The sequence below is a fragment of the Arthrobacter sp. ZGTC131 genome (assembly GCF_002929275.1).
In the GTDB taxonomy this organism is placed as follows: Bacteria; Actinomycetota; Actinomycetes; order Actinomycetales; family Micrococcaceae; genus Arthrobacter.
On sequence record NZ_PJIK01000002.1, the window covers coordinates 241,230 to 259,867 of the forward strand.

16 protein-coding genes and 1 riboswitch are annotated in these 18,638 nt (G+C 67.5%); of the genes, 12 read left to right on the forward strand and 4 right to left on the reverse strand.

Features of this window, described 5'->3' with window-relative positions; genetic code table 11:
* Positions 1–10: 10 nt before the first annotated feature.
* Positions 11–1,732, reverse strand: a complete 1,722-nt coding sequence (locus CXQ90_RS04115; protein ID WP_104137171.1) for an ATP-binding protein — start codon at positions 1,730–1,732, stop codon at positions 11–13.
* 193 nt (positions 1,733–1,925) lie between these two features.
* Here CXQ90_RS04115 and CXQ90_RS04120 point away from each other — a divergent pair, with 193 nt between their 5' ends.
* From CXQ90_RS04120 to CXQ90_RS04140, 5 genes are all read left to right on the forward strand, one after another.
* Positions 1,926–3,413 (forward strand): CitMHS family transporter, encoded by a 1,488-nt coding sequence (locus tag CXQ90_RS04120; RefSeq protein WP_104137173.1) that lies wholly within the window; start codon positions 1,926–1,928, stop codon positions 3,411–3,413.
* A gap of 431 nt (positions 3,414–3,844) precedes the next feature.
* Positions 3,845–4,141, forward strand: a complete 297-nt coding sequence (gene gatC / locus CXQ90_RS04125) for an Asp-tRNA(Asn)/Glu-tRNA(Gln) amidotransferase subunit GatC (protein ID WP_104137174.1) — start codon at positions 3,845–3,847, stop codon at positions 4,139–4,141.
* A gap of 3 nt (positions 4,142–4,144) precedes the next feature.
* Positions 4,145–5,734: an Asp-tRNA(Asn)/Glu-tRNA(Gln) amidotransferase subunit GatA gene (gatA, locus tag CXQ90_RS04130; RefSeq protein WP_104137175.1), complete on the forward strand. Its 1,590-nt coding sequence runs from the start codon at positions 4,145–4,147 to the stop codon at positions 5,732–5,734.
* Complete coding sequence (gene gatB, locus CXQ90_RS04135; RefSeq protein ID WP_104137177.1) at positions 5,734–7,242, forward strand: Asp-tRNA(Asn)/Glu-tRNA(Gln) amidotransferase subunit GatB; 1,509 nt, start codon at positions 5,734–5,736, stop codon at positions 7,240–7,242. Before gatA ends, gatB begins: the two co-directional genes overlap by 1 nt.
* A 177-nt stretch (positions 7,243–7,419) precedes the next feature.
* A complete protein-coding gene (locus CXQ90_RS04140; protein ID WP_104137178.1) occupies positions 7,420–8,073 on the forward strand; it encodes a hypothetical protein in 654 nt (217 codons plus the stop codon).
* Here the strand turns inward: CXQ90_RS04140 and CXQ90_RS04145 are convergent.
* Positions 8,070–8,978 carry a LysR family transcriptional regulator gene (locus CXQ90_RS04145; RefSeq protein ID WP_104137445.1) on the reverse strand — a complete coding sequence of 303 codons (909 nt, stop codon included), beginning with the start codon at positions 8,976–8,978 and terminating at the stop codon, positions 8,070–8,072. The two genes, CXQ90_RS04140 and CXQ90_RS04145, sit on opposite strands and share 4 nt — an antisense overlap.
* 138 nt (positions 8,979–9,116) lie before the next feature.
* Between CXQ90_RS04145 and tdh the strand changes: the two genes are divergently transcribed.
* From tdh to CXQ90_RS04170, 5 genes are all read left to right on the forward strand, one after another.
* Positions 9,117–10,163 carry an L-threonine 3-dehydrogenase gene (gene tdh, locus CXQ90_RS04150; RefSeq protein ID WP_104137180.1) on the forward strand — a complete coding sequence of 349 codons (1,047 nt, stop codon included), beginning with the start codon at positions 9,117–9,119 and terminating at the stop codon, positions 10,161–10,163.
* 79 nt (positions 10,164–10,242) lie between these two features.
* A complete protein-coding gene (locus CXQ90_RS04155) occupies positions 10,243–11,439 on the forward strand; it encodes a glycine C-acetyltransferase (RefSeq protein ID WP_104137181.1) in 1,197 nt (398 codons plus the stop codon).
* A gap of 77 nt (positions 11,440–11,516) precedes the next feature.
* Positions 11,517–12,629 carry an FAD-binding oxidoreductase gene (locus CXQ90_RS04160; RefSeq protein WP_104137183.1) on the forward strand — a complete coding sequence of 371 codons (1,113 nt, stop codon included), beginning with the start codon at positions 11,517–11,519 and terminating at the stop codon, positions 12,627–12,629.
* Between the two features lie 11 nt (positions 12,630–12,640).
* Positions 12,641–13,849, forward strand: a complete 1,209-nt coding sequence (gene hutI / locus CXQ90_RS04165; RefSeq protein WP_104137184.1) for an imidazolonepropionase — start codon at positions 12,641–12,643, stop codon at positions 13,847–13,849.
* A gap of 113 nt (positions 13,850–13,962) precedes the next feature.
* Positions 13,963–14,772 (forward strand): DeoR/GlpR family DNA-binding transcription regulator, encoded by an 810-nt coding sequence (locus CXQ90_RS04170; RefSeq protein ID WP_104137186.1) that lies wholly within the window; start codon positions 13,963–13,965, stop codon positions 14,770–14,772.
* A 24-nt stretch (positions 14,773–14,796) separates the two neighbouring features.
* On the opposite strand, the gene CXQ90_RS04175 is transcribed toward CXQ90_RS04170, so the two are convergent.
* Positions 14,797–15,477: a histidine phosphatase family protein gene (locus tag CXQ90_RS04175; protein WP_104137187.1), complete on the reverse strand. Its 681-nt coding sequence runs from the start codon at positions 15,475–15,477 to the stop codon at positions 14,797–14,799.
* Positions 15,478–15,566: 89 nt separating this feature from the next.
* Between CXQ90_RS04175 and CXQ90_RS04180 the strand changes: the two genes are divergently transcribed.
* On the forward strand, positions 15,567–16,346 hold the full coding sequence (locus CXQ90_RS04180) for a CPBP family intramembrane glutamic endopeptidase (RefSeq protein WP_104137189.1): 780 nt from the start codon (positions 15,567–15,569) through the stop codon (positions 16,344–16,346).
* Between the two features lie 141 nt (positions 16,347–16,487).
* On the opposite strand, the gene CXQ90_RS04185 is transcribed toward CXQ90_RS04180, so the two are convergent.
* Positions 16,488–17,126: a VOC family protein gene (locus CXQ90_RS04185; protein WP_104137190.1), complete on the reverse strand. Its 639-nt coding sequence runs from the start codon at positions 17,124–17,126 to the stop codon at positions 16,488–16,490.
* 212 nt (positions 17,127–17,338) lie between these two features.
* A riboswitch (SAM riboswitch) is annotated at positions 17,339–17,454 on the forward strand.
* A gap of 12 nt (positions 17,455–17,466) precedes the next feature.
* Between CXQ90_RS04185 and CXQ90_RS04190 the strand changes: the two genes are divergently transcribed.
* Positions 17,467–18,579, forward strand: a complete 1,113-nt coding sequence (locus CXQ90_RS04190; RefSeq protein WP_181038419.1) for a homoserine O-acetyltransferase — start codon at positions 17,467–17,469, stop codon at positions 18,577–18,579.
* Positions 18,580–18,638: the final 59 nt, after the last annotated feature.

Below are 18,638 nucleotides of genomic sequence, written 5' to 3' on the forward strand. Positions count from 1 at the left end.
CGTCTGTTCCTCAGTCTTTCCGCGCCGTGGTGGTACCCGGCAGCATGGCCATGAAAACGGCACCAGGCCCGCCCGCACCGCCGGGCTCCAGCACCCTGACATCGCCGCCGCGGCGCCGCGCCAGCTGCCGCGCCAGGGCTAGCCCCAGGCCCTGGCCGCCTGCGGAGCTGACGGAACCGCCCGCCGAGCGGACCGGGCCGGCCGCCGTCGTGAATCCTTCCGCGAACACCGCCTCCGGGTCCGCACCGTCCGGGAGCCCGTCACCGGAATCGGCGACGACGATGTGCAGGGTCCCGCCGTCGTCGGTCGGCTCGTCCAGCAGTTCCAGCTCCACCCAGCGCTCGCCGGCAGAGCCGGCCACGGCGGCGTTGACGGCGTTGTCGATCAGGTTTCCAAGGACCGTGGTGACGTCCTGCGGATCCTTCACCTGGCCGCGCACCAGGGTCTCGGGCCCGATCCGCAGGGTGACGCCGCGTTCGTCGGCCTCTACGCCCTTGGCTCCGATGAACGCCTGGAGGTAGGGGTCCTGCAGCAGTTCGGCCTGGTCCACCGGGAACTTCAGCGGTCCCGTGGCGGCGAGCTGCTCGAGGTACTCGCGTGCCTGCTGGTGCTGGCCGATGCTCATGAAACCCGCAATGGTGTGCAGCTGGTTGGCGAACTCGTGCCGCTGCGCGCGCAGGGCCGTGGACATGGTTCCGACGGCGTCGAGCTGGCGCGTCAGCTGCTGCAGCTCGGTGCGGTCCCGCAGCATGACCACCCAGCCAAGGTCCTCCTGGCGGTGCAGTGCCTTGCGGGCACTCGCCACCAGGACCTGTCCGCCCGCGATCAGCTCCACGGCCTCGCCTTCCCTCGCGTCAGCCTGGGTGAGTGCCTTCAGCTGGGGCGGGACCGGCGCCGCCTTCCAGAGGCTGCCGGACAGGTCGGGCTGGCCCAGGAGCCGCTGGGCTGCGGCGTTGAAAACGCTGATGCGGCCTTCCGCGGAGATGCCCACCACGCCCTCGTCCACGCCCTCCAGCACCGCCACCTGATCGTGGACCAAAGTGCTGATTTCCTCGGGTTCGAGGCCCAGGGTGAGCCGCTGCAGCCTGCGCCTGAGCAGGAACGAGGCCAGGACTCCCGCCAGCAGTGAACCGGCCGCCGTCAGGACGATTGGCCCGATGTCCCGGCGCAGGCTCTGGCCGATAGTCTCCGTGGAATAGCCCACGCTGACCTCGCCCACCACACTGGGGGAACCGCCGCCGCTGCCGGCGCCCGGCGCGAACACCGGCACCTTCGCGCCGGCCGACGGCCCCAGCGTTCCCGTGTTGCGGGTGGTGACTTCGCGGCCGGCCAGTGCCTCGGACGGATCCGTGCTGACCCGCTCGCCCAGCCGCTCGGCGTCGGGATGGGCCAGCCGGAGTCCCGTTTCGTCCGTGATCACCACGAAGAGGGCGCCGGTGCGCGTGCGCGCCCCCTCGGCGGCCGCCATGAGCGGGCCGGCCAGCAGTTCGGCCGGCGGGGGAGTGCCGGCCTGCCGGCTGATGGCCTGTACCTCTGCCCGGACGGACGGGTCCGAAGCCACCGTCCGTGCGAGCGTCAGCGCCTGGTTTTCCGCCTCGCGGCCCAGGCGTTCGTAGGTCAGCCAAGCATGCACCGCGCCGCTCAGGAGCACCACCAGCAGCACCACGCCGAGCTGCAGCAGCAGCGTCTGCGTGGAGAACCTGAGCGGCAGCCTGCGGGCGGGGCTCTTCATCGGACTCCTAGATCGGGATGTGGGCGGGCTTGTGTGCAGACCGCTGGCGGTGCGTGAGCAGAATGCGCAAAATGCTCCCAATAAGCAGTATGCCAATCAATTGGGCCAAAGGCACTGCCGTGACCGGCGCCACTCTAACGTCTGTAGTGCGCATCACATCGAGGTGGTGCCATTCATTAAGAAGGAGCCGGCTGTGCTGGTATTACTTGGATTCGCCATGATCGCGGTATTCATGGTGCTGATCATGACGAAGAAGTTGACGCCAGTGCTGGCGCTGATCATTGTCCCCACCGTTTTCGGACTCTTTGCAGGAGCCGGCCTCGGGATCGGTGACATGGTGATGGAGTCGATGAAGTCCATGACCTCCACCGCTGCGCTGCTGATGTTCGCCATCATTTACTTCGGCCTGATGATCGACGTCGGGCTGTTCGATCCGCTGGTCCGGTTCATCCTGCGGAAGCTCGGCAATGATCCCGCCAAGGTGGTCCTCGGCACCGCGATCCTGGCGGCGGCCGTGTCCCTCGACGGCGACGGCTCCACCACGTTCATCCTCACCACTGCCGCCATGCTGCCCATCTACCTCCGGCTGAAGATGAGCCCAGTGGTCCTCACCTGCGTCGCCGGCCTGGCCAACGGCACCATGAACATCCTGCCGTGGGGCGGCCCCACCGCCCGCGCCGCCACCGCGCTCAAGCTCGACGTCAACGACGTCTTCGTTCCCATGATCCCGTCACTGATCGCCGGCCTGGCCGTTGTCTTCGCCTTCTCCTGGCTGCTCGGCCTGCAGGAACGCAACCGCCTCCGCGCCACCGCGCCGGAAATCTGGGCCGTGCCGGATACTGCTGAAGCGTTCGACGGCGGAACTTCCGACGGCGGCACCGGCACCTCCCGCCGTGGTTCCGGCACCGGCGGTTCCGGAAGCGGCACCGCACCTGTTCCCGCAACGGGCGGCCCCGCCGTCGGCGGCTCTTCCGTGGCAGTCCTGGAGCGAACCGATGAGCTCGAGGACAGCGTCGACACCGGTCTCACGGACACCGCCCTGGACCCCAACCGCAAGACCCTCCGTCCCAAACTGCAGTGGTTCAACCTGGGCCTCACAATCGCTGTCATGGTCTTGCTGGTGGCCGACCTCGTGCCGCTGCCGTTCGTCTTCATGGTGGGCTCCGCGATCGCCCTGCTGGTGAACTTCCCCAATGTCAAAGACCAGGGCGCCCAGCTCGTGGCCCACGCTCCTTCCATCGTGGCCGTGGTCAGCATGGTCATGGCCGCCGCAGTCCTGACCGGCGTCCTCACGGGCACCGGCATGGTCGAGGCCATGTCAGCCTGGCTCGTGGCCATCATCCCCGCAAACATGGGCCCGTTCATGGCCGTCATCACCGGCGTCCTCAGCATCCCCATGACGTTCTTCATGAGCAACGACGCCTTCTACTTCGGCGTGCTGCCCGTCCTGAGCGAGACCGCCGCGCACTACGGCGTGAGCGCAGCGGAAATGGCCCGGGCCTCCATCACGGGCCAGCCGTTCCACCTGCAGAGCCCGCTGGTCCCCGCCATCCTGCTGCTGGTTTCGCTCGCCAAGGTTGACCTCGGCGACCACCACAAAAAGGTGCTGTGGCGGACGGCCGTCATCTCCCTGGTAATGCTCGGCGTAGGAATGCTGACCGGAGCCATCGGCATCGGGTAACCCTGGCGTATCTGCAGAACGGAGCTCTTCTCCGCGTGCTCGCTCGTACCTGACTTAGACGCACGCTTCCGAAGACCCCCGCCCTGCAGGCGGCATAGCTAACCCAACAACACAACGAGACAGCCGGGTCCGGAGATTTTCCGGGCTCGGCTGCCTTGTTGGTTGTCGATGGCTGCCCTTTCGGTTGGTGAGCGGGGCACATCGGCGACGGGACGGGCATCCGGAAGCGTGCGTCTAAGCGAGTACCCTGCCTTCAGGGTTCCCTGCCCGAGCTTGCGAGGGGAGGGGGCGGCGGGGTGTACGAGCGAGCACGCGGAAGATCGTCCGGCCTGGCGCCGGAAGGCGACCGCGGTTGCCGCACCAGTGCGGAGGGACAACACCAACCCACGTAGACTGGTTCGGAAAACAATCCGAACTTGCAGGGGAGATCCATGGCTGCGATCAACCGTGACGACGTCGCGCATCTCGCGCGGCTCGCTCACATTGAGATGAGTGCTGAAGAGCTGGACAGGATGGCCGGCGAACTTGCCGTCATCGTGGATGCGGTGAAATCCGTAAGTGAAGCCGCAGGCGATGATGTCCCTGCCACGTCGCACCCGATTCCGCTCAGCAACGTGTTCCGCGAAGACGTGGTGGGCCACGTTTTCACCGCCGAACAGGCACTGTCCGGCGCTCCGGATTCCGACTCAGACCGTTTCAAGGTCCCGGCCATCCTGGATGAGGCGTAGAACATGACTGATACCAATAGCAACCAGCTCATCCGCCTCTCCGCAGCCCGGCTGGCCCAGAAGCTCGCCGCCCGCGAAATCACCTCCGTCGAGGTTGTGCAGGCCCACCTGGACCGCATCGCCGCCGTAGACGGCGGGGACCGTGGCGTCCACGCCTTCCTGCACGTCAACGCCGAAGAAGCGCTCGCCGTCGCCGCCGAGGTTGACGCCATCCGCGCCGCCGGCGGGGCTGCCGCCGAGGAGCTGCACGAGCTCGCCGGCGTTCCCATCGCCGTCAAGGACCTCATCGTCACGGTCGGCCAGCCCACCACCGCAGGGTCGAAGATCCTCGAAGGCTGGCACAGCCCGTACGACGCCACTGTGGTGCAGAGGCTGCGCGCCGCGAGGATGCCCATCCTGGGCAAGACCAACCTGGACGAGTTCGCCATGGGCTCCTCCACGGAGCATTCCGCCTACGGCCCCACCCGCAACCCGTGGGACCTGGACCGCATCCCCGGCGGTTCCGGCGGCGGTTCGGCTGCCGCCGTCGCCGCTTTCGAGGCGCCGCTGGCCCTGGGCACGGACACCGGCGGATCCATCCGCCAGCCGGGCGCCGTCACCGGCACCGTGGGCGTCAAGCCCACCTACGGCAGCGTGTCCCGCTACGGTGCCATCGCCATGGCCTCCTCCCTGGACCAGATCGGTCCGGTGTCCCGCACCGTCCTGGACTCGGCCCTCCTGCACCAGGTGATCGGCGGCCACGACCCGTTCGATTCCACGTCACTGCCGGACCCGCTGGGCGACCTCGTGGCCGCCGCACGGCTGGGCAACGTCGACGGCATGAAGATCGGCATCGTGAAGGAACTCCACGGCGAGGGTTACCAGGCCGGCGTGGAAAACCGCTTCAACGAGGCCCTCGAGCTGCTCAAGGAGGCGGGCGCGGAAATCGTTGAGGTCTCCTGCCCCAACTTCCAGTACGCCCTGGGCGCCTACTACCTGATCATGCCGTCCGAGGCCTCCTCCAACCTGGCCAAGTTCGACGGCGTCCGGTACGGTCTGCGCGTCCTCCCCGAGGAGCCGCCGCTGACCATCGAACGCGTCATGGGGGCCACCCGCGCCGCCGGCTTCGGCGACGAAGTCAAGCGCCGCATCATCCTCGGCACCTATGCGCTGTCCGCAGGCTACTACGACGCTTACTACGGCTCCGCGCAGAAGGTCCGCACGCTCATCCAGCGTGACTTCGAGGCCGCCTTCGCGAAGGCCGACGTCCTGATTTCCCCGACGGCCCCCACCACGGCCTTCAAACTGGGCGAAAAGCTGGACGACCCCCTGGCCATGTACCTCAACGACGTCGCCACCATCCCGGCCAACATGGCCGGCGTTCCCGGCCTGTCCCTGCCGGGCGGCCTGGCCGACGAGGACGGACTGCCCGTGGGCATCCAGCTCCTGGCACCCGCCCGTGAGGACTCCCGCCTGTACCGCGTGGGCGCTGTGCTGGAATCGCTGCTCGAGGCGAAGTGGGGCGGACCGATCCTGGACCGTGCCCCCGAGTTGACCGCCTCACCGGTGGTCGAGCCTGTCGAGACCCTTGTCGACGCCCAGGAGGCAAAATAATGAGCACTGACGCAACCCTGAGCTTCGAAGAGGCCATGGAGAAGTACGATCCCGTCCTGGGGTTCGAGGTCCACGTTGAGCTGAACACGAAGACCAAGATGTTCTCCTCCGCGCCGAACGTTTTCGGCGACCAGCCGAACACCAACGTCAACGAGGTGGACCTCGGCATGCCCGGCGTCCTGCCAGTGCTGAACAAGACGGCCGTGGAATCGTCCATCAAGATCGGCCTGGCGCTGAACTGCAAGATCGCCGAGGCCTGCCGCTTCGCCCGGAAGAACTACTTCTACCCGGACACCCCGAAGAACTTCCAGACCTCCCAGTACGACGAGCCGATCGCCTACGACGGGTACCTGGACATCGAGCTCTCCGACGGCACCGTGTTCCGCGTCGAGATTGAACGCGCGCACATGGAAGAGGACGCCGGCAAGCTGACCCACCTCGGTGGCTCGGCCGGCCGCATCCAGGGCGCCGACTACTCGCTGGTGGACTACAACCGCGCCGGCGTTCCCCTTGTGGAGATCGTGACCAAGCCGATCGAGGGCGCCGGTTCCCGCGCTCCCGAACTGGCCAAGGCCTACGTCGCCGCAGTGCGGGAAATCGTCAAGAACCTCGGCGTGTCCGACGCCAAGATGGAACGCGGCAACGTCCGCTGCGACGCCAACGTCTCGCTGCGCCCGCACGGCCGCGAACGCTTCGGCATCCGTTCGGAGACGAAGAACGTGAACTCGCTGCGCGCCGTCGAACATGCCGTCCGCTACGAGATCCAGCGGCACGCCGCCGTCCTGGACTCCGGTGAGCCGGTCATCCAGGAAACCCGCCACTGGCACGAGGACACGCGCACCACGACGTCGGGCCGGGCCAAGTCCGACGCCGACGACTACCGCTACTTCCCGGAACCCGACCTTGTTCCCGTTGTCGCCTCCCGCGCATGGGTAGAGGAACTGCGCGCCACGCTGCCAGAACCGCCGGCCGCCCGCCGGAAGCGGCTCCAGTCCGACTGGGGCTATTCGGACCTGGAGTTCCGCGATGTGGTCAACGCCGGCGTCATGGACGAGATCGAGGAAACCATCGCCGCCGGCGCCACTGCCTCGGTGGCCCGCAAGTGGTGGATGGGCGAGATCGTCGGCCGCGCCAAGAACGCCGACGTCGATCCCGGCCAGCTGGGCGTCGAGCCGGCCACCATCGTTGAGCTCAACAAGATGGTGGAAGCCGGCAAGATCAACAACAAGATGGCCTCCGAGGTGCTGGACGGCGTGCTCGCCGGCGAAGGCACCCCGGCGGAAATCGTCGAGAAGCGCGGCTTGGCCGTGGTGTCCGACGACGGCCCGCTCTTGGAAGCCATCGACGCAGCGCTGGCCGCGCAGCCCGACGTCGCGGACAAGATCCGCGGCGGCAAGGTCCAGGCCATCGGCGCCATCGTGGGCGGCGTCATGAAGGCCACCCGCGGCCAGGCCGACGCCGGCCGCGTCCGCGAGCTGATCCTGGAGAAGCTGGGCGTCAACGCCTGACGCTCCCTCCGTCCCGACTGGGTCGCAGTTAACGCCGTTCTGATCTCTCAGAACGGCGTGAGCTGCGACCCAAATGGGTTAACCGGCAGGGCGCCGGCCCATGCTCTCCATAAGGTCCGAGCCATAAACTGCGGGTTCAGGCGCCGGAGTCCCGCCGGTGCGGCGGAAGGAAATGCCATGCCGGTCAAGGATCCGGGCTTGCGACGCAGCACCGCGCTGGCGGTCGCCATCGTCTTCGTACTCAGTGGAGCAGGGGTGGCCGTCGCCTGGGCAGCCAGCGCGCCGGCACAGGCACGGGACGCGAGTCCGCAGGTGGCCGCGGCGTCGCCCTCGCAGTCGGAGCCAGGCAAGCCTGACAAAGCCCAGGACAAGGGCAAGGCGCGTGAACTTCACAGCGAGAGCGTGGTGAAGAAGTCCGACGGCAGCCTTGAAAAGCGGGTGACGCAAATCGGCACTGTGGAGTCGGTCAGCGACCAATCCATCACGGTCAAGAGCGAGGACGGCTTCAGCCAGGAGTACGTCATCAACGCCGAGACCAGGATCAGGAAGGTCCCCAAGCCCGCAGCCGACGGCACCGCTCCAAAGGACGACGCCGGCAAGCGGCTTAAGCCGTCCGCGGCGACTGCCGCCGACCTCAAGCAGGGGGACACCGTGCGCATCGCAGGCGTCCGGGACGGCTCAGCGGTCACGGCGACGATGATCGTCGAGGGCGCCGCCGCCAACGGAAAGGGTCTGGGCAAGGGGTTCGGAAAAGGACTCGGCCAGGGCCAGGGTCTGGGCAAAGGCCTGGGCCGGGGTAAAGGTCTGGGGCAAGGGCAGGGCCAGGGTTAGTCGTGGGCGAGGCGGGCCATGATGTCCTGCAGCGCCTCGCAAACCACGCGGACCGACGCGCGTTTGAGGTTTTCGGGCCGCGCCAGGATGTCGATCCGGCGGCGTGTGCTGATGCCCTTCAGCGGGCGCAGCACGATGTCCGGGTTCAGCACAGGCCGCGCCGTGTGCCGGGGGAGCAGCCCGATCACGCCACCCGCCGCCACGAGGGCGGCCACGGTGGAGTAGTCGTTGATCCGGTGGACAATGTTCAGCTCGCGGCTGGAGACGGCGGCGACGGCGGACAGCACATCGGCGGGGGAGTAGCCGGTGCGGCTGGTCACCCACGGTTCCCCGACGACGTCGGCCGCTTCCAGCGTTGCCTGGGCGGCCAGCCGGTGCCCGGCGGGAAGCGCCACGTCCAGAGGTTCGTGCGCGAGCGGGATCACCGCCACCCGTTCCTCCGGCCAGCGCGGGCTGTGGTCCATCCGGTGTGCAATCACCAGGTCGTAGCGCGCGGTGAGCGCCGGAAAGTCCTGCTGCGCCACGTCCTCGTCGGAGAGCAGCACCTTGGGCTTGTCCGGCCCGTCCAGGAGCCGTGCCAGCGGCGCGAAGAGCGCCTGCCCGGCACTGTGGAACCCGCTCACGGTCACGGGCGCCACGGTTGAGCCGTGATAGGCGCCGATAGCCATGCGCGCATCGGCCATGGCACTGACGACGGCGGCACCCGCGTCCGCGAGCACCTGGCCGGCCTCCGTGAGGACCAGGTTCCGGCCCTCCTTGCGCGTGAGCGGAACCTCGACGCCCTTTTGCAGCTGGGCCAGTTGCTGGGACACGGCCGAGGGCGTGACGAGCAGGGTGTCGGCCACGGCCTTAACGCTTCCGAGCGCGCCGAGTTCGCGCAACATCTCGAGCTGGTGGATTTCCATGGCCACCATCTTATGCCTTAGCAACTGCTAAATCGTCGATTGAGAAAATCCCCCTTGTGCTAATGCGTTGGAGTGGCTCTAATGAAGGGAGATTCCCCCGCATGACGCTGCCGCTCATGCCCAAAAGTTAGGAAGCCAATGAAGGCCCTCTACAAGGCCGGCGCGCACGCCGGGTTCGAGCTGGTTGACCGTCCGGAGCCCCAGGCGGGCCCCGACGACGTCAAGATCCGCGTGATGACCACGGGCATCTGCGGCACGGACCTGCACATCCAGTCGTGGGACGCCTGGGCGCAGGGCATCATCCAGGCACCCCTGATCGCCGGCCATGAGTTCTACGGCGAGGTCGTCGAGACCGGCGCCGACGTGCGGGACGTCAAGGTGGGGGACCGCGTCTCCGGCGAGGGCCACATCGTGTGCGGCATCTGCCGCAACTGCCGCGCGGGCCGCCGCCAGATGTGCATCCACACCGTCAGCGTGGGCGTGCAGCGGGACGGCGCGTTCGCCGAATACGTGGTCATCCCGGAAACCAACGTCTGGGTCCACCAGGATCCCTCCGTCACCCCCGAGCTCGGCGCCATCTTCGATCCCTTCGGCAACGCCGTGCACACCGCCCTGAGCTTCCCGCTCGTGGGCGAGGACGTGCTCATCACCGGAGCCGGGCCCATCGGGCTCATGGCCATCGCCGTGGCCCGCCACGCCGGCGCACGCAAGATCGCCATCACCGACGTCTCGGCTCCCCGGCTCGAGCTGGCCCGCCAGCTCGGCGTGGACCTTGCCATCGACGTCTCCACAACGCGGGTCCGGGAAGCGCAACGGGAACTGGGCATGCGCGAAGGCTTCGACATCGGCCTGGAGATGTCCGGCCACCCCACGGCGCTGCCGGAAATGATCGACAACATGAACCATGGCGGCCGCATCGCCATGCTTGGCTTGCCCAGCCAGTCCATCGAGATCGACTGGGGCAAGGTGGTCACGCATATGCTGACCCTGAAGGGCATCTACGGCCGCGAAATGTTCGAGACCTGGTACGCCATGAGCGCCATGCTGTCCTCCAACCCGGCTGTGCACGCCAGCATCTCCGCCGTGGTCACGGACGTGCTGCCCGCCGCACAGTGGGAAAAGGGCTTCGAAATCGCCCGCGCGGGCGTCGGCGGCAAGGTTGTGCTCGACTGGGCGGACATCTAAGTAGCAGCCCGGACCCCGCCGAAGCCGCGCCTGACCCAAGCATCAAGAACCCAAGACTTTCCTAACCAAGGAGCATCCCATGTATTCAGCCATTAAGGACCAGCTGCGCAACGAACTGGACGAGATCCGAACCGCAGGCCTCTACAAGACCGAGCGGCACATCGACTCACCCCAGGCCAGCCACATCACGGCCGGCCAGATCGGGCAGTCCACGCAGCCCGTGCTGAACTTCTGTGCCAACAACTACCTGGGCCTTGCCGACCACCCGGACATCATCGCGGCGGCCAAGTCGGCCATGGATGAGCGCGGCTTCGGCATGGCCAGCGTCCGGTTCATCTGCGGCACGCAGGACCTGCACCTGGAGCTCGAAGCCCGGGTGTCGAAGTTCCTCGGCACAGAGGACACCATCCTGTTCTCCAGCTGTTTCGACGCCAACGGCGGCGTGTTCGAGTCCCTGTTCGGCCCGGAGGACGCCGTGATCTCCGACGCGCTGAACCACGCCTCCATCATCGACGGCATCCGGCTCTGCAAGGCCCAGCGGTTCCGCTACGCCAACCAGGACATGGCCGATCTCGAGGTGAAACTTCTCGAGGCCAAGAATGCCCGGCGCAAGATCATCGTCACGGACGGCGTCTTCTCCATGGACGGCTATCTCGCGCCGCTCGAGGCCATCTGCGACCTCGCCGAAAAGCACGACGCCCTGGTCATGGTGGATGACTCCCACGCCGTGGGCTTCATGGGCGCCACCGGCGCCGGAACCCCGGAACACGCCGGCGTGTCCTCCCGCGTGGACATCTACACCGGAACGTTCGGCAAGGCCCTCGGCGGGGCGTCCGGCGGCTACGTCTCGGGCCGCAGCGAGGTGGTGGCGATGCTCCGGCAGAAGGCCCGCCCCTACCTGTTCTCCAACTCCCTCGCCCCGGCCATCGTGGCGGCAACCATCAAGGCGCTGGACCTGGTGGAGACGTCCGGGGAGTTGCGGACGCGGCTGTTCGAGAACGCTGAACTGTTCCGCCGCCGGATGACCGAGGAAGGGTTCGAACTGCTCGGCGGCGAACACGCGATTGTTCCGGTGATGTTCGGGGACGCCGTGCTGGCCGCGAAGATCGCCGACCAGATGCTGCAGCACGGAGTCTTCGTGACGGCCTTCAGTTTCCCGGTGGTGCCGCGGGGCGCCGCCCGCATCCGCGTGCAGCTGTCCGCAGCGCACAGTGCCGACGACGTCGAAACGTGCGTCCAGGCGTTCGTCAAGAGCCGGAACGCAGTGGCGGGGTAGCCGTTCGCGTCAGCCCTGGGTGAGGGCGGCCGGAGCTGCACATCCGCAGGGCCCAGCACATCTGCAAGGATGGAGCCATGGCAGCAACTTATGACGTGGTGATTGTTGGCGGCGGAATCGCGGGCCTGTCCCTGGCGTCCGCGCTGGCCGGCCGGTGCAGCGTGGCACTCGTAGAAGCGGAACAGCAGCTGGCGTACCACACGTCCGGACGCTCAGCGCGGCAGCTCATTCCCAGCTTCGGTCCGTCGGTGGTCCAGGAACTCACCGTCCGAACGCTGGAGCTGATGGCGGCACGGGATGCCGAGCTGCCTGAGCCCGTGCTGACCCCGCGGAGCTTCATGCTGATCGGCGACGAGGAAACTGTGCGGGCGGAAGCCAGCGGCCACATGCGGGCTATCAGCCACGCCGAGGCCCTTGAGCTGTGCCCCGTCCTGGAACCGGGATCCTTCTCCGCCGCGGGCCTGGACACAGGGTCCTTCGGCTGCAACGCGGCGGTCCTGCTCGAAGACCACCGGGCGCGGGCCGAGGTTGCGGGCGTGGACATCATCACCGGCGCCAGGGTGCATTCGGCGCAGCGGCTCGGGGTGGGCTGGCAGCTGGGCGCCGGGCAGGAAGCTTTCCAGGCGGGCGTCGTCGTGAACGCCGCCGGCGCCTGGGCGGATGAACTGGCGGTCATCAGCGGCGTCGAGAAGCTCGGGCTGCAGCCGTACCGGCGGACGGCGGCGATTGTCGCCGTCGAACGCTCCCTTCCTGACGCGTGCCCCATGGTGGCTACCGCCGATGACTCCTTCTACTTCCGCAGGGACGGGGCCGACGTCCTGATCTCCCCGTCGGAACACGTCCCCAGCGGGGCGGGGGACGCGCGGCCGTTCCCGGGCGACGTGGAGCGGCTGATCGCCAGGCTCAACACCGTGACGTCACTCGGCATCGGCGCGGTCCGCTCGGCCTGGACCGGCCTGCGCACCGAAGCGGCCGACGGCGTCCCCGTGGTGGGGTTCGACGCCGAGGCCGCCGGATTCTTCTGGCTCGCCGGCCAGGGCGGTTACGGTTTCCAGACGTCCTCCGGGATCGCCGAGCTCGCTGCCGCCCAGATCCTCGCCGGGTCCGGCAATCCGCCCGCGGCGGGGATGAGTCCGGAATCCCGGACGGCGGATGCGCTTGCCGCGACGCGCTGGTCCATCCGGCGCTGAAGAATGGGTTCATGACTACCCTCATCACCAACCTTGGCGAGCTCATGACGCAGGACCACGAGCACCGGGTCCTCCGGGACGCCGCGGTGGTGGTCGAGGGTGAGCGGATTGCATGGATCGGGGCGGCGTCCGATGCCCCCGCCGCGGACGAGTCCGTGGACGCCGGCGGCCGGGCTCTGCTGCCCGGCTGGGTGGACTCGCACACACACCTGATTTTTGCCGGTGACCGGACTGCGGAGTTTGAAGCCCGGATGGCGGGGGAGGACTACAGTGCCGGCGGCATAGCCGTCACCACCGGGGCCACCCGGAGCACCTCGGACTACGACCTCACGCGGCTGGCGATGGGCCGGGTGGTGGAGGCCGTCTCGCAGGGCACCACGTACGTGGAGACCAAGACGGGCTACGGCCTGGACATGGAGCAGGAGGCGCGGAGCGCGCGGATCGCTGCCGGCGTGGCCGATGAAGTCACCTATCTGGGCGCCCACCTGGTCCCCGCGGGAATGGACGCCGACGACTACACCGCCCTGGTGTGCGGCCCGATGCTCGATGCCGTGCGCCCCTACGTGGCGTGGGCCGACGTGTTCTGCGAGCGCGGCGCCTTTTCCGAGGCGCAGTCCCGCCGGGTGCTGCAGGCCTGCCGCGACGCCGGACTCGGCCTGCGCGTCCACGGAAACCAGCTGGGCCACGGACCCGGCGTGCAGCTTGCCGTCGAATTCGGCGCCGCGAGCGTGGATCACGTGAACTACCTGGCCGGGGAGGACACCGACGCCCTGGCGTCCAGCTGGTCCGGCTGGGATCCCGTGGCGGGGACGGGGCGGGGGACGGTGGCCACCTGCCTCCCCGCGTGCGATCTCTCCACCCGCCAGCCGCTGGCACCGGCCCGCCAGCTCCTGGACGCCGGCGTGCCCGTTGCGCTCGCGTCCAACTGCAACCCTGGAACGTCCAACACCAGCTCCATGGCGTTCTGCGTCACCACCGCCGTGCTGCAGATGCACCTGAGCGTCCACGAGGCCGTCAGGGCGGCGACGTACGGCGGCGCCCTCGCGCTCGGGCGTGAGTCCGGGAACGACGTCGACGGCGAACGTGCGGTGGGGTCGATCGCCGTCGGGCACCGCGCGGACCTGCACCTGCTGAACGCGCCGTCCGCCACGCACCTGGCCTACCGCCCGGGTATGCCGTTGACGCATGCCGTATGGCGTGCCGGAGTGCGGGTACGGTAGTGGTCCGGGTGAACCAAAAGCCGGGAAGCGGATGACGAAAGATGATCGTTTGGCATCTGTTAGAATCAAGAAACGTCACTTTTCGGTGGCGCTTGGTTCCCTGAGAGGCTAGCATGACCCGCACCGACCGACTGACGGCAATCCTGGATCTCCTTGCCAAAACCGGGCAGGTGGAGGTGGATGAAATCGTCACCCGGCTGGGCGTCTCGCCCGCCACGGCGCGGCGTGACCTCGACAGCCTCGCGAAGCGCCGGCTGCTGAGCCGGACCCGCGGCGGGGCCACCACCGGCGCGCTCGCCTACGATCTCCCCGGCCGGTACAACCGGGACGACCACGCGGCAGCCAAGCAGCAGATCGCCCTGGCGGCCTCGGCCCTCATCGCTCCCGGCATGGTGATAGGACTCTGCGGGGGCACCACCAGCACCGCGCTGGCCCAAATCCTGGCAACCCGGGAAGACCTCAACTCGCCGTCAAACCAGCCCACGCTGACGGTGGTGACCAACGCGATCAACATCGCCTCGCAGCTGGCCGTGCGGCCCAACATCAAGGTCATGGTGACGGGCGGCATCCTCAACCCGCGGTCCTACGAGCTGGTGGGGCCGTACACGGACATCATCATGCAGAAGGTGGTGCTGGACATCGCGTTCATCGGCGTCAACGGCATTGATGCCGAGGTGGGCCCCACCAACACCGGCGAAGGCGAGGCCTCCGTCAATGCGCTGCTGGCCAGCCGCGCCAGCGAGTCCTACGTCATCGCGGACTCCTCCAAGGTGGGCCGCCGGGCCTTCGCCACCATGGACGGCTACGAGTTCACCCGGCTGATTACCGACTCCGGCATTTCCGCGGCGGACAAGGCGGCCTTCGAGGCCAGGGGCACCGAAGTGATCGTGGCTCCCGAGACGCCCAGGACCCGGGCGCTCTGACGGCGAGCCGGCGGCAGCCGGCGCCTAGAAGACCACGGGCGGCGCGTCGAGCACCGTCTCGTCCACCCGGCGCTCCACCCACTGGGTGAAGGGCTTGTCCAGCTCGTACTTGCCCAGCTCAGTGCGGACCAGCATGCGGACCTCCGCATTCTCCGGGTTGTTCAGCGACTCGAAGTATTCCACGGACCAGTGGAACCAGCGCATGCAGAACAGGCGCATGGTCAGGCCGTGCGTGACCAGGAGCGTGTTGGGGGAGTAGTTGGGCTTCGACCAGTGGCGGTAGAGCGTCTCCATGAACGACGAAATGCGGTCATAGACATCAGAGCCGGATTCGCCTTCCCGGAAACGGTAGAAGAAGTGCCCGTAGGCGTTGCGCAGCTCCTTCTGGTCTTCGATTTCGCCGGAGATCTGGAAGTTGGCCCAGTCCTGCTCGCGGAGTCGGGGCTCTTCGATCACCCGTTCGGTGAGGGAGCCCAGGTCCAGCGCCTCAAGGGTCTGGTACGCACGCAGATACGGCGACACGTAGACGGACACCTTGCGGCCGTCCAGTTCGCGCCGGATGCGCTCGCCCGCCGCCTTGGCCTGTTCCAGGCCGAGCTCCGTCAGCGGAATCCGGTAGTCGGGCACCCTGTTGTAAATGGAGGTGTCGGCATTGGCGGCGGACTGGCCGTGCCGGATCATGATGATTTTCCCGGGCGCACTCATAGTCTCCCAGCATAGGGCCAGTCTCCCGGCGCGGAGCCGGAGCCGCAGGCAAACAGGAAAGAACCAGCAACTGCAGGCAAGATAGGTGCATGTTGGTTCCTTCCCGCCGCCGCCTGCGGATCGAAGTCTGGATAGTCCTGGGGCTGTCCCTGGGGCAGTCAGCCGTATATTCGGTGGTCCAGTTGCTGGACAAGATGACGCGTGCGCCGCTGGCCCAGGGCACGTCCACGCTGAACCGTTCGCAAAGTACGCGCGAATACTTCGACCTGACGTACCAGCTGCTGGACATCATCTTTGCCCTGGTGCCGGTCCTGCTGGTCATCTACTTCATGACGGACCAGCGCCAGACGAAGGCCGGTGCGGGGTACGACACCGGCTCGGCGTTCCGGAAGCTCGGCTTCAACTTTGCGCGCCCGGGAAGGGACCTGCTGCAGGGCCTCGGCCTGGCCGCCCTGATCGGCATTCCCTCGCTGGGACTCTACGCTGCGGGACGGGCGCTGGGCATCACGACGGCGATCATCCCCAGTGCGCTCGACGCCTACTGGTGGACCATCCCCGTCCTGATCCTCTCCGCGATGCGCCACTCCATCGTGGAGGAAGTCATTGTGGTGGGCTACCTTCTTGACCGCTTCGGCAAGTTCGGCTGGTCCATGCCGCTGGCCATCTTTGCCAGTTCCATGCTCCGCGGCAGCTACCACCTGTACCAGGGGTTCGGGCCGTTCATCGGAAACGCCGTCATGGGCGTCGTGTTTGCCTGGGTCTACACCAAGACCCGCCGCGTGATGCCGCTGGTCATCGCCCACGCGCTGCTGGACATCGTGGCGTTCGTCGGATTCAGCCTATTCGGCAAGGCAGTGGGCCTGGGATAAAACAATTCGGCCGCCATCGGTGGGTGACGACGTTGGCACCCGCTGATGGCGGCCGAAGCTTTTGCAGCACGCTGCCTAGACCGGCTTCCTTGCCGGGCAGGGCTTGCTGCCGGGGGGGCTTAACGCCCGATCTAAAGGGCGTCAGATGGTGACGGCGCCCGCTGCGGTTTCGAAGGTGACGGACAGGATTCCCGGGGTTCCGTGCGGGGCCACCCAGTTGACGGCGACGTCCTCCAGGGGCTTTTCGACGGGCTCGCCGAGCCACTCGGTGACCCGTTCAGCGGATCCCGCGATGGTGAGGCTGGACATCTTGACATTGCTGTCATAGGCGTTGGACGGGTGAAGGGAGGGGTCGCCCTCCCACTTCAGCATGTACGGAACCTGGGGATCGGCGATGAGTCCGAGGATGCCGATCTGCTTCCATACCAGCTCGCGGCCGTCCGGGAACTTGCGGTTGCCGTTGACGGCAGACCGGCCCAGGCGGTCCTCGAACGGGGCGAGGTCGTCCACTTCGACGCACCAGCCCATCCAGCCGCCGCCGGCCGCGGACCGGGCACGGACAGCCTGTCCGAAGGGGGCCTTGTCCGACGCCGGGTGGTCCAGCACTTCCACAACTTCCAAATACTTGTGCCCCGCGAGCGGGATAATCATGTTCCGGGTTCCAAACCGGGGGTGCACTCCACCCTTAACGGCTTCGACGCCGAGGGCAGAGGAGATACGTTCGGTGGTGGCAGCCAGGCCATCGTGTTCACAGGCGTAAGAGACGTGATCCATGCGCATGCCATCATCTTGGCATTTTGTGATGGGGCTCTCAGCTAAGGCGACCCTTACCGTCATGGGATGTCTCGAATAGGCGCGAGCGTCGCCATGATTCCGGGCGCCTAGAGGGGGCCGGGGGCAGGTCATGAGCGCCAGCTCCCCGGAAGCCGCGAGTCACACAACCGTCACAATCTTCGCGCAGTCGGCGCCGTGTTTCGTAAACTTGGGCACTAGGTCATGAGTGCCAGCAACAGCCCCGGCTTGCTGGCCGGCAACCCTCCTTTCGCGGCGGGGTGCCCCGGGTGAAGACCTGGCCTGCCGGTCAGTTGCCGGCGGGCAAGCGCGTAGAAGAGGTATACCTATGACGATTTCCGTCACCCGCACCGAAGTTCCGGACGGGACTGTCCAGTACGTCAATATCGGCAGCCTTGGCCTTGAGGCCGGCGGGTTCCTTCCGGACGTGACCCTTGCCTACGAAACCTGGGGGACCCTCAACGACGACGGCTCCAATGCCATCCTCGTCCAGCATGCCCTCACGGGAAGCACGCACGTCACGCGGGGGCACGGGAATGAAGAAGGCTGGTGGGAGCAGCTGGCCGGGCCGGGGGCACCGGCTGACACGGACCGGTTCTTCGTGGTCTCCATCAACATCCTCGGCGGCTGCTACGGATCCACGGGACCCTCGACGGCCGCACCGGACGGCAGGCCGTGGGGATCCCGCTTCCCGCTTGTGACGCTGCGGGACACCACCGCCGCCGAAGCGCGCCTCGCAGACCAGCTGGGCATCAGCAGCTGGTTCGCGGTTCTGGGCGGTTCCATGGGCGGGGCCCGGGCGCTCGAGTGGGCCGTCAGCTACCCGGAGCGCGTGCGCCGCTGCGGCGTCATCTCCATCGGCGCCAGCAGCACAGCCGAACAGATCGCCTTCGCCCAGGCGCAGACACTCGCCATCAGGCAGGACCCCAACTTTAACGGCGGCGACTACTACGGCGGCCCGTTGCCCGAAGAGGGGCTGGCGCTGGCCCGGCGGATCGCCCACATCACGTACCGTTCCGCCTACGAATTCGATTTCAGGTTCGGCCGGAACGCCCAGGCTTCCGAAGCGCCGTTCGAGGCGGAGTCCCTTGGGGTCCGCGGCCGGTACCAGGTGGAAAGCTACCTGGACCACCAGGGGCGCAAGCTCGTCCGGCGGTTTGACGCCAACAGCTATATCGCCATCACGGAGGCCCTGATGAGCCATGACATCTGTCGGGGGCGCGGGACCCTAAGGGAAACGCTGTCCCGGACCTCGGCCGATTTCTTTATTGCAGCAGTGGACTCGGATCGGCTGTACTTCCCGGCGCAGTCCCGCGAGCTCGCTGAGGCGCTGCCCGGCGACGTGGACGTCCATGTGATTGAGGCGCCCATTGGCCATGACGGCTTCCTCACCGAGATCGGGCAGCTCAACGCCCAGCTCCGGGACCACTTCCTGGCATAGCCTTCCTCGGCTGCCCCCTGCTACCCGGCTGCCCCCTGCTACCGGCTGCGCGGCTGTTG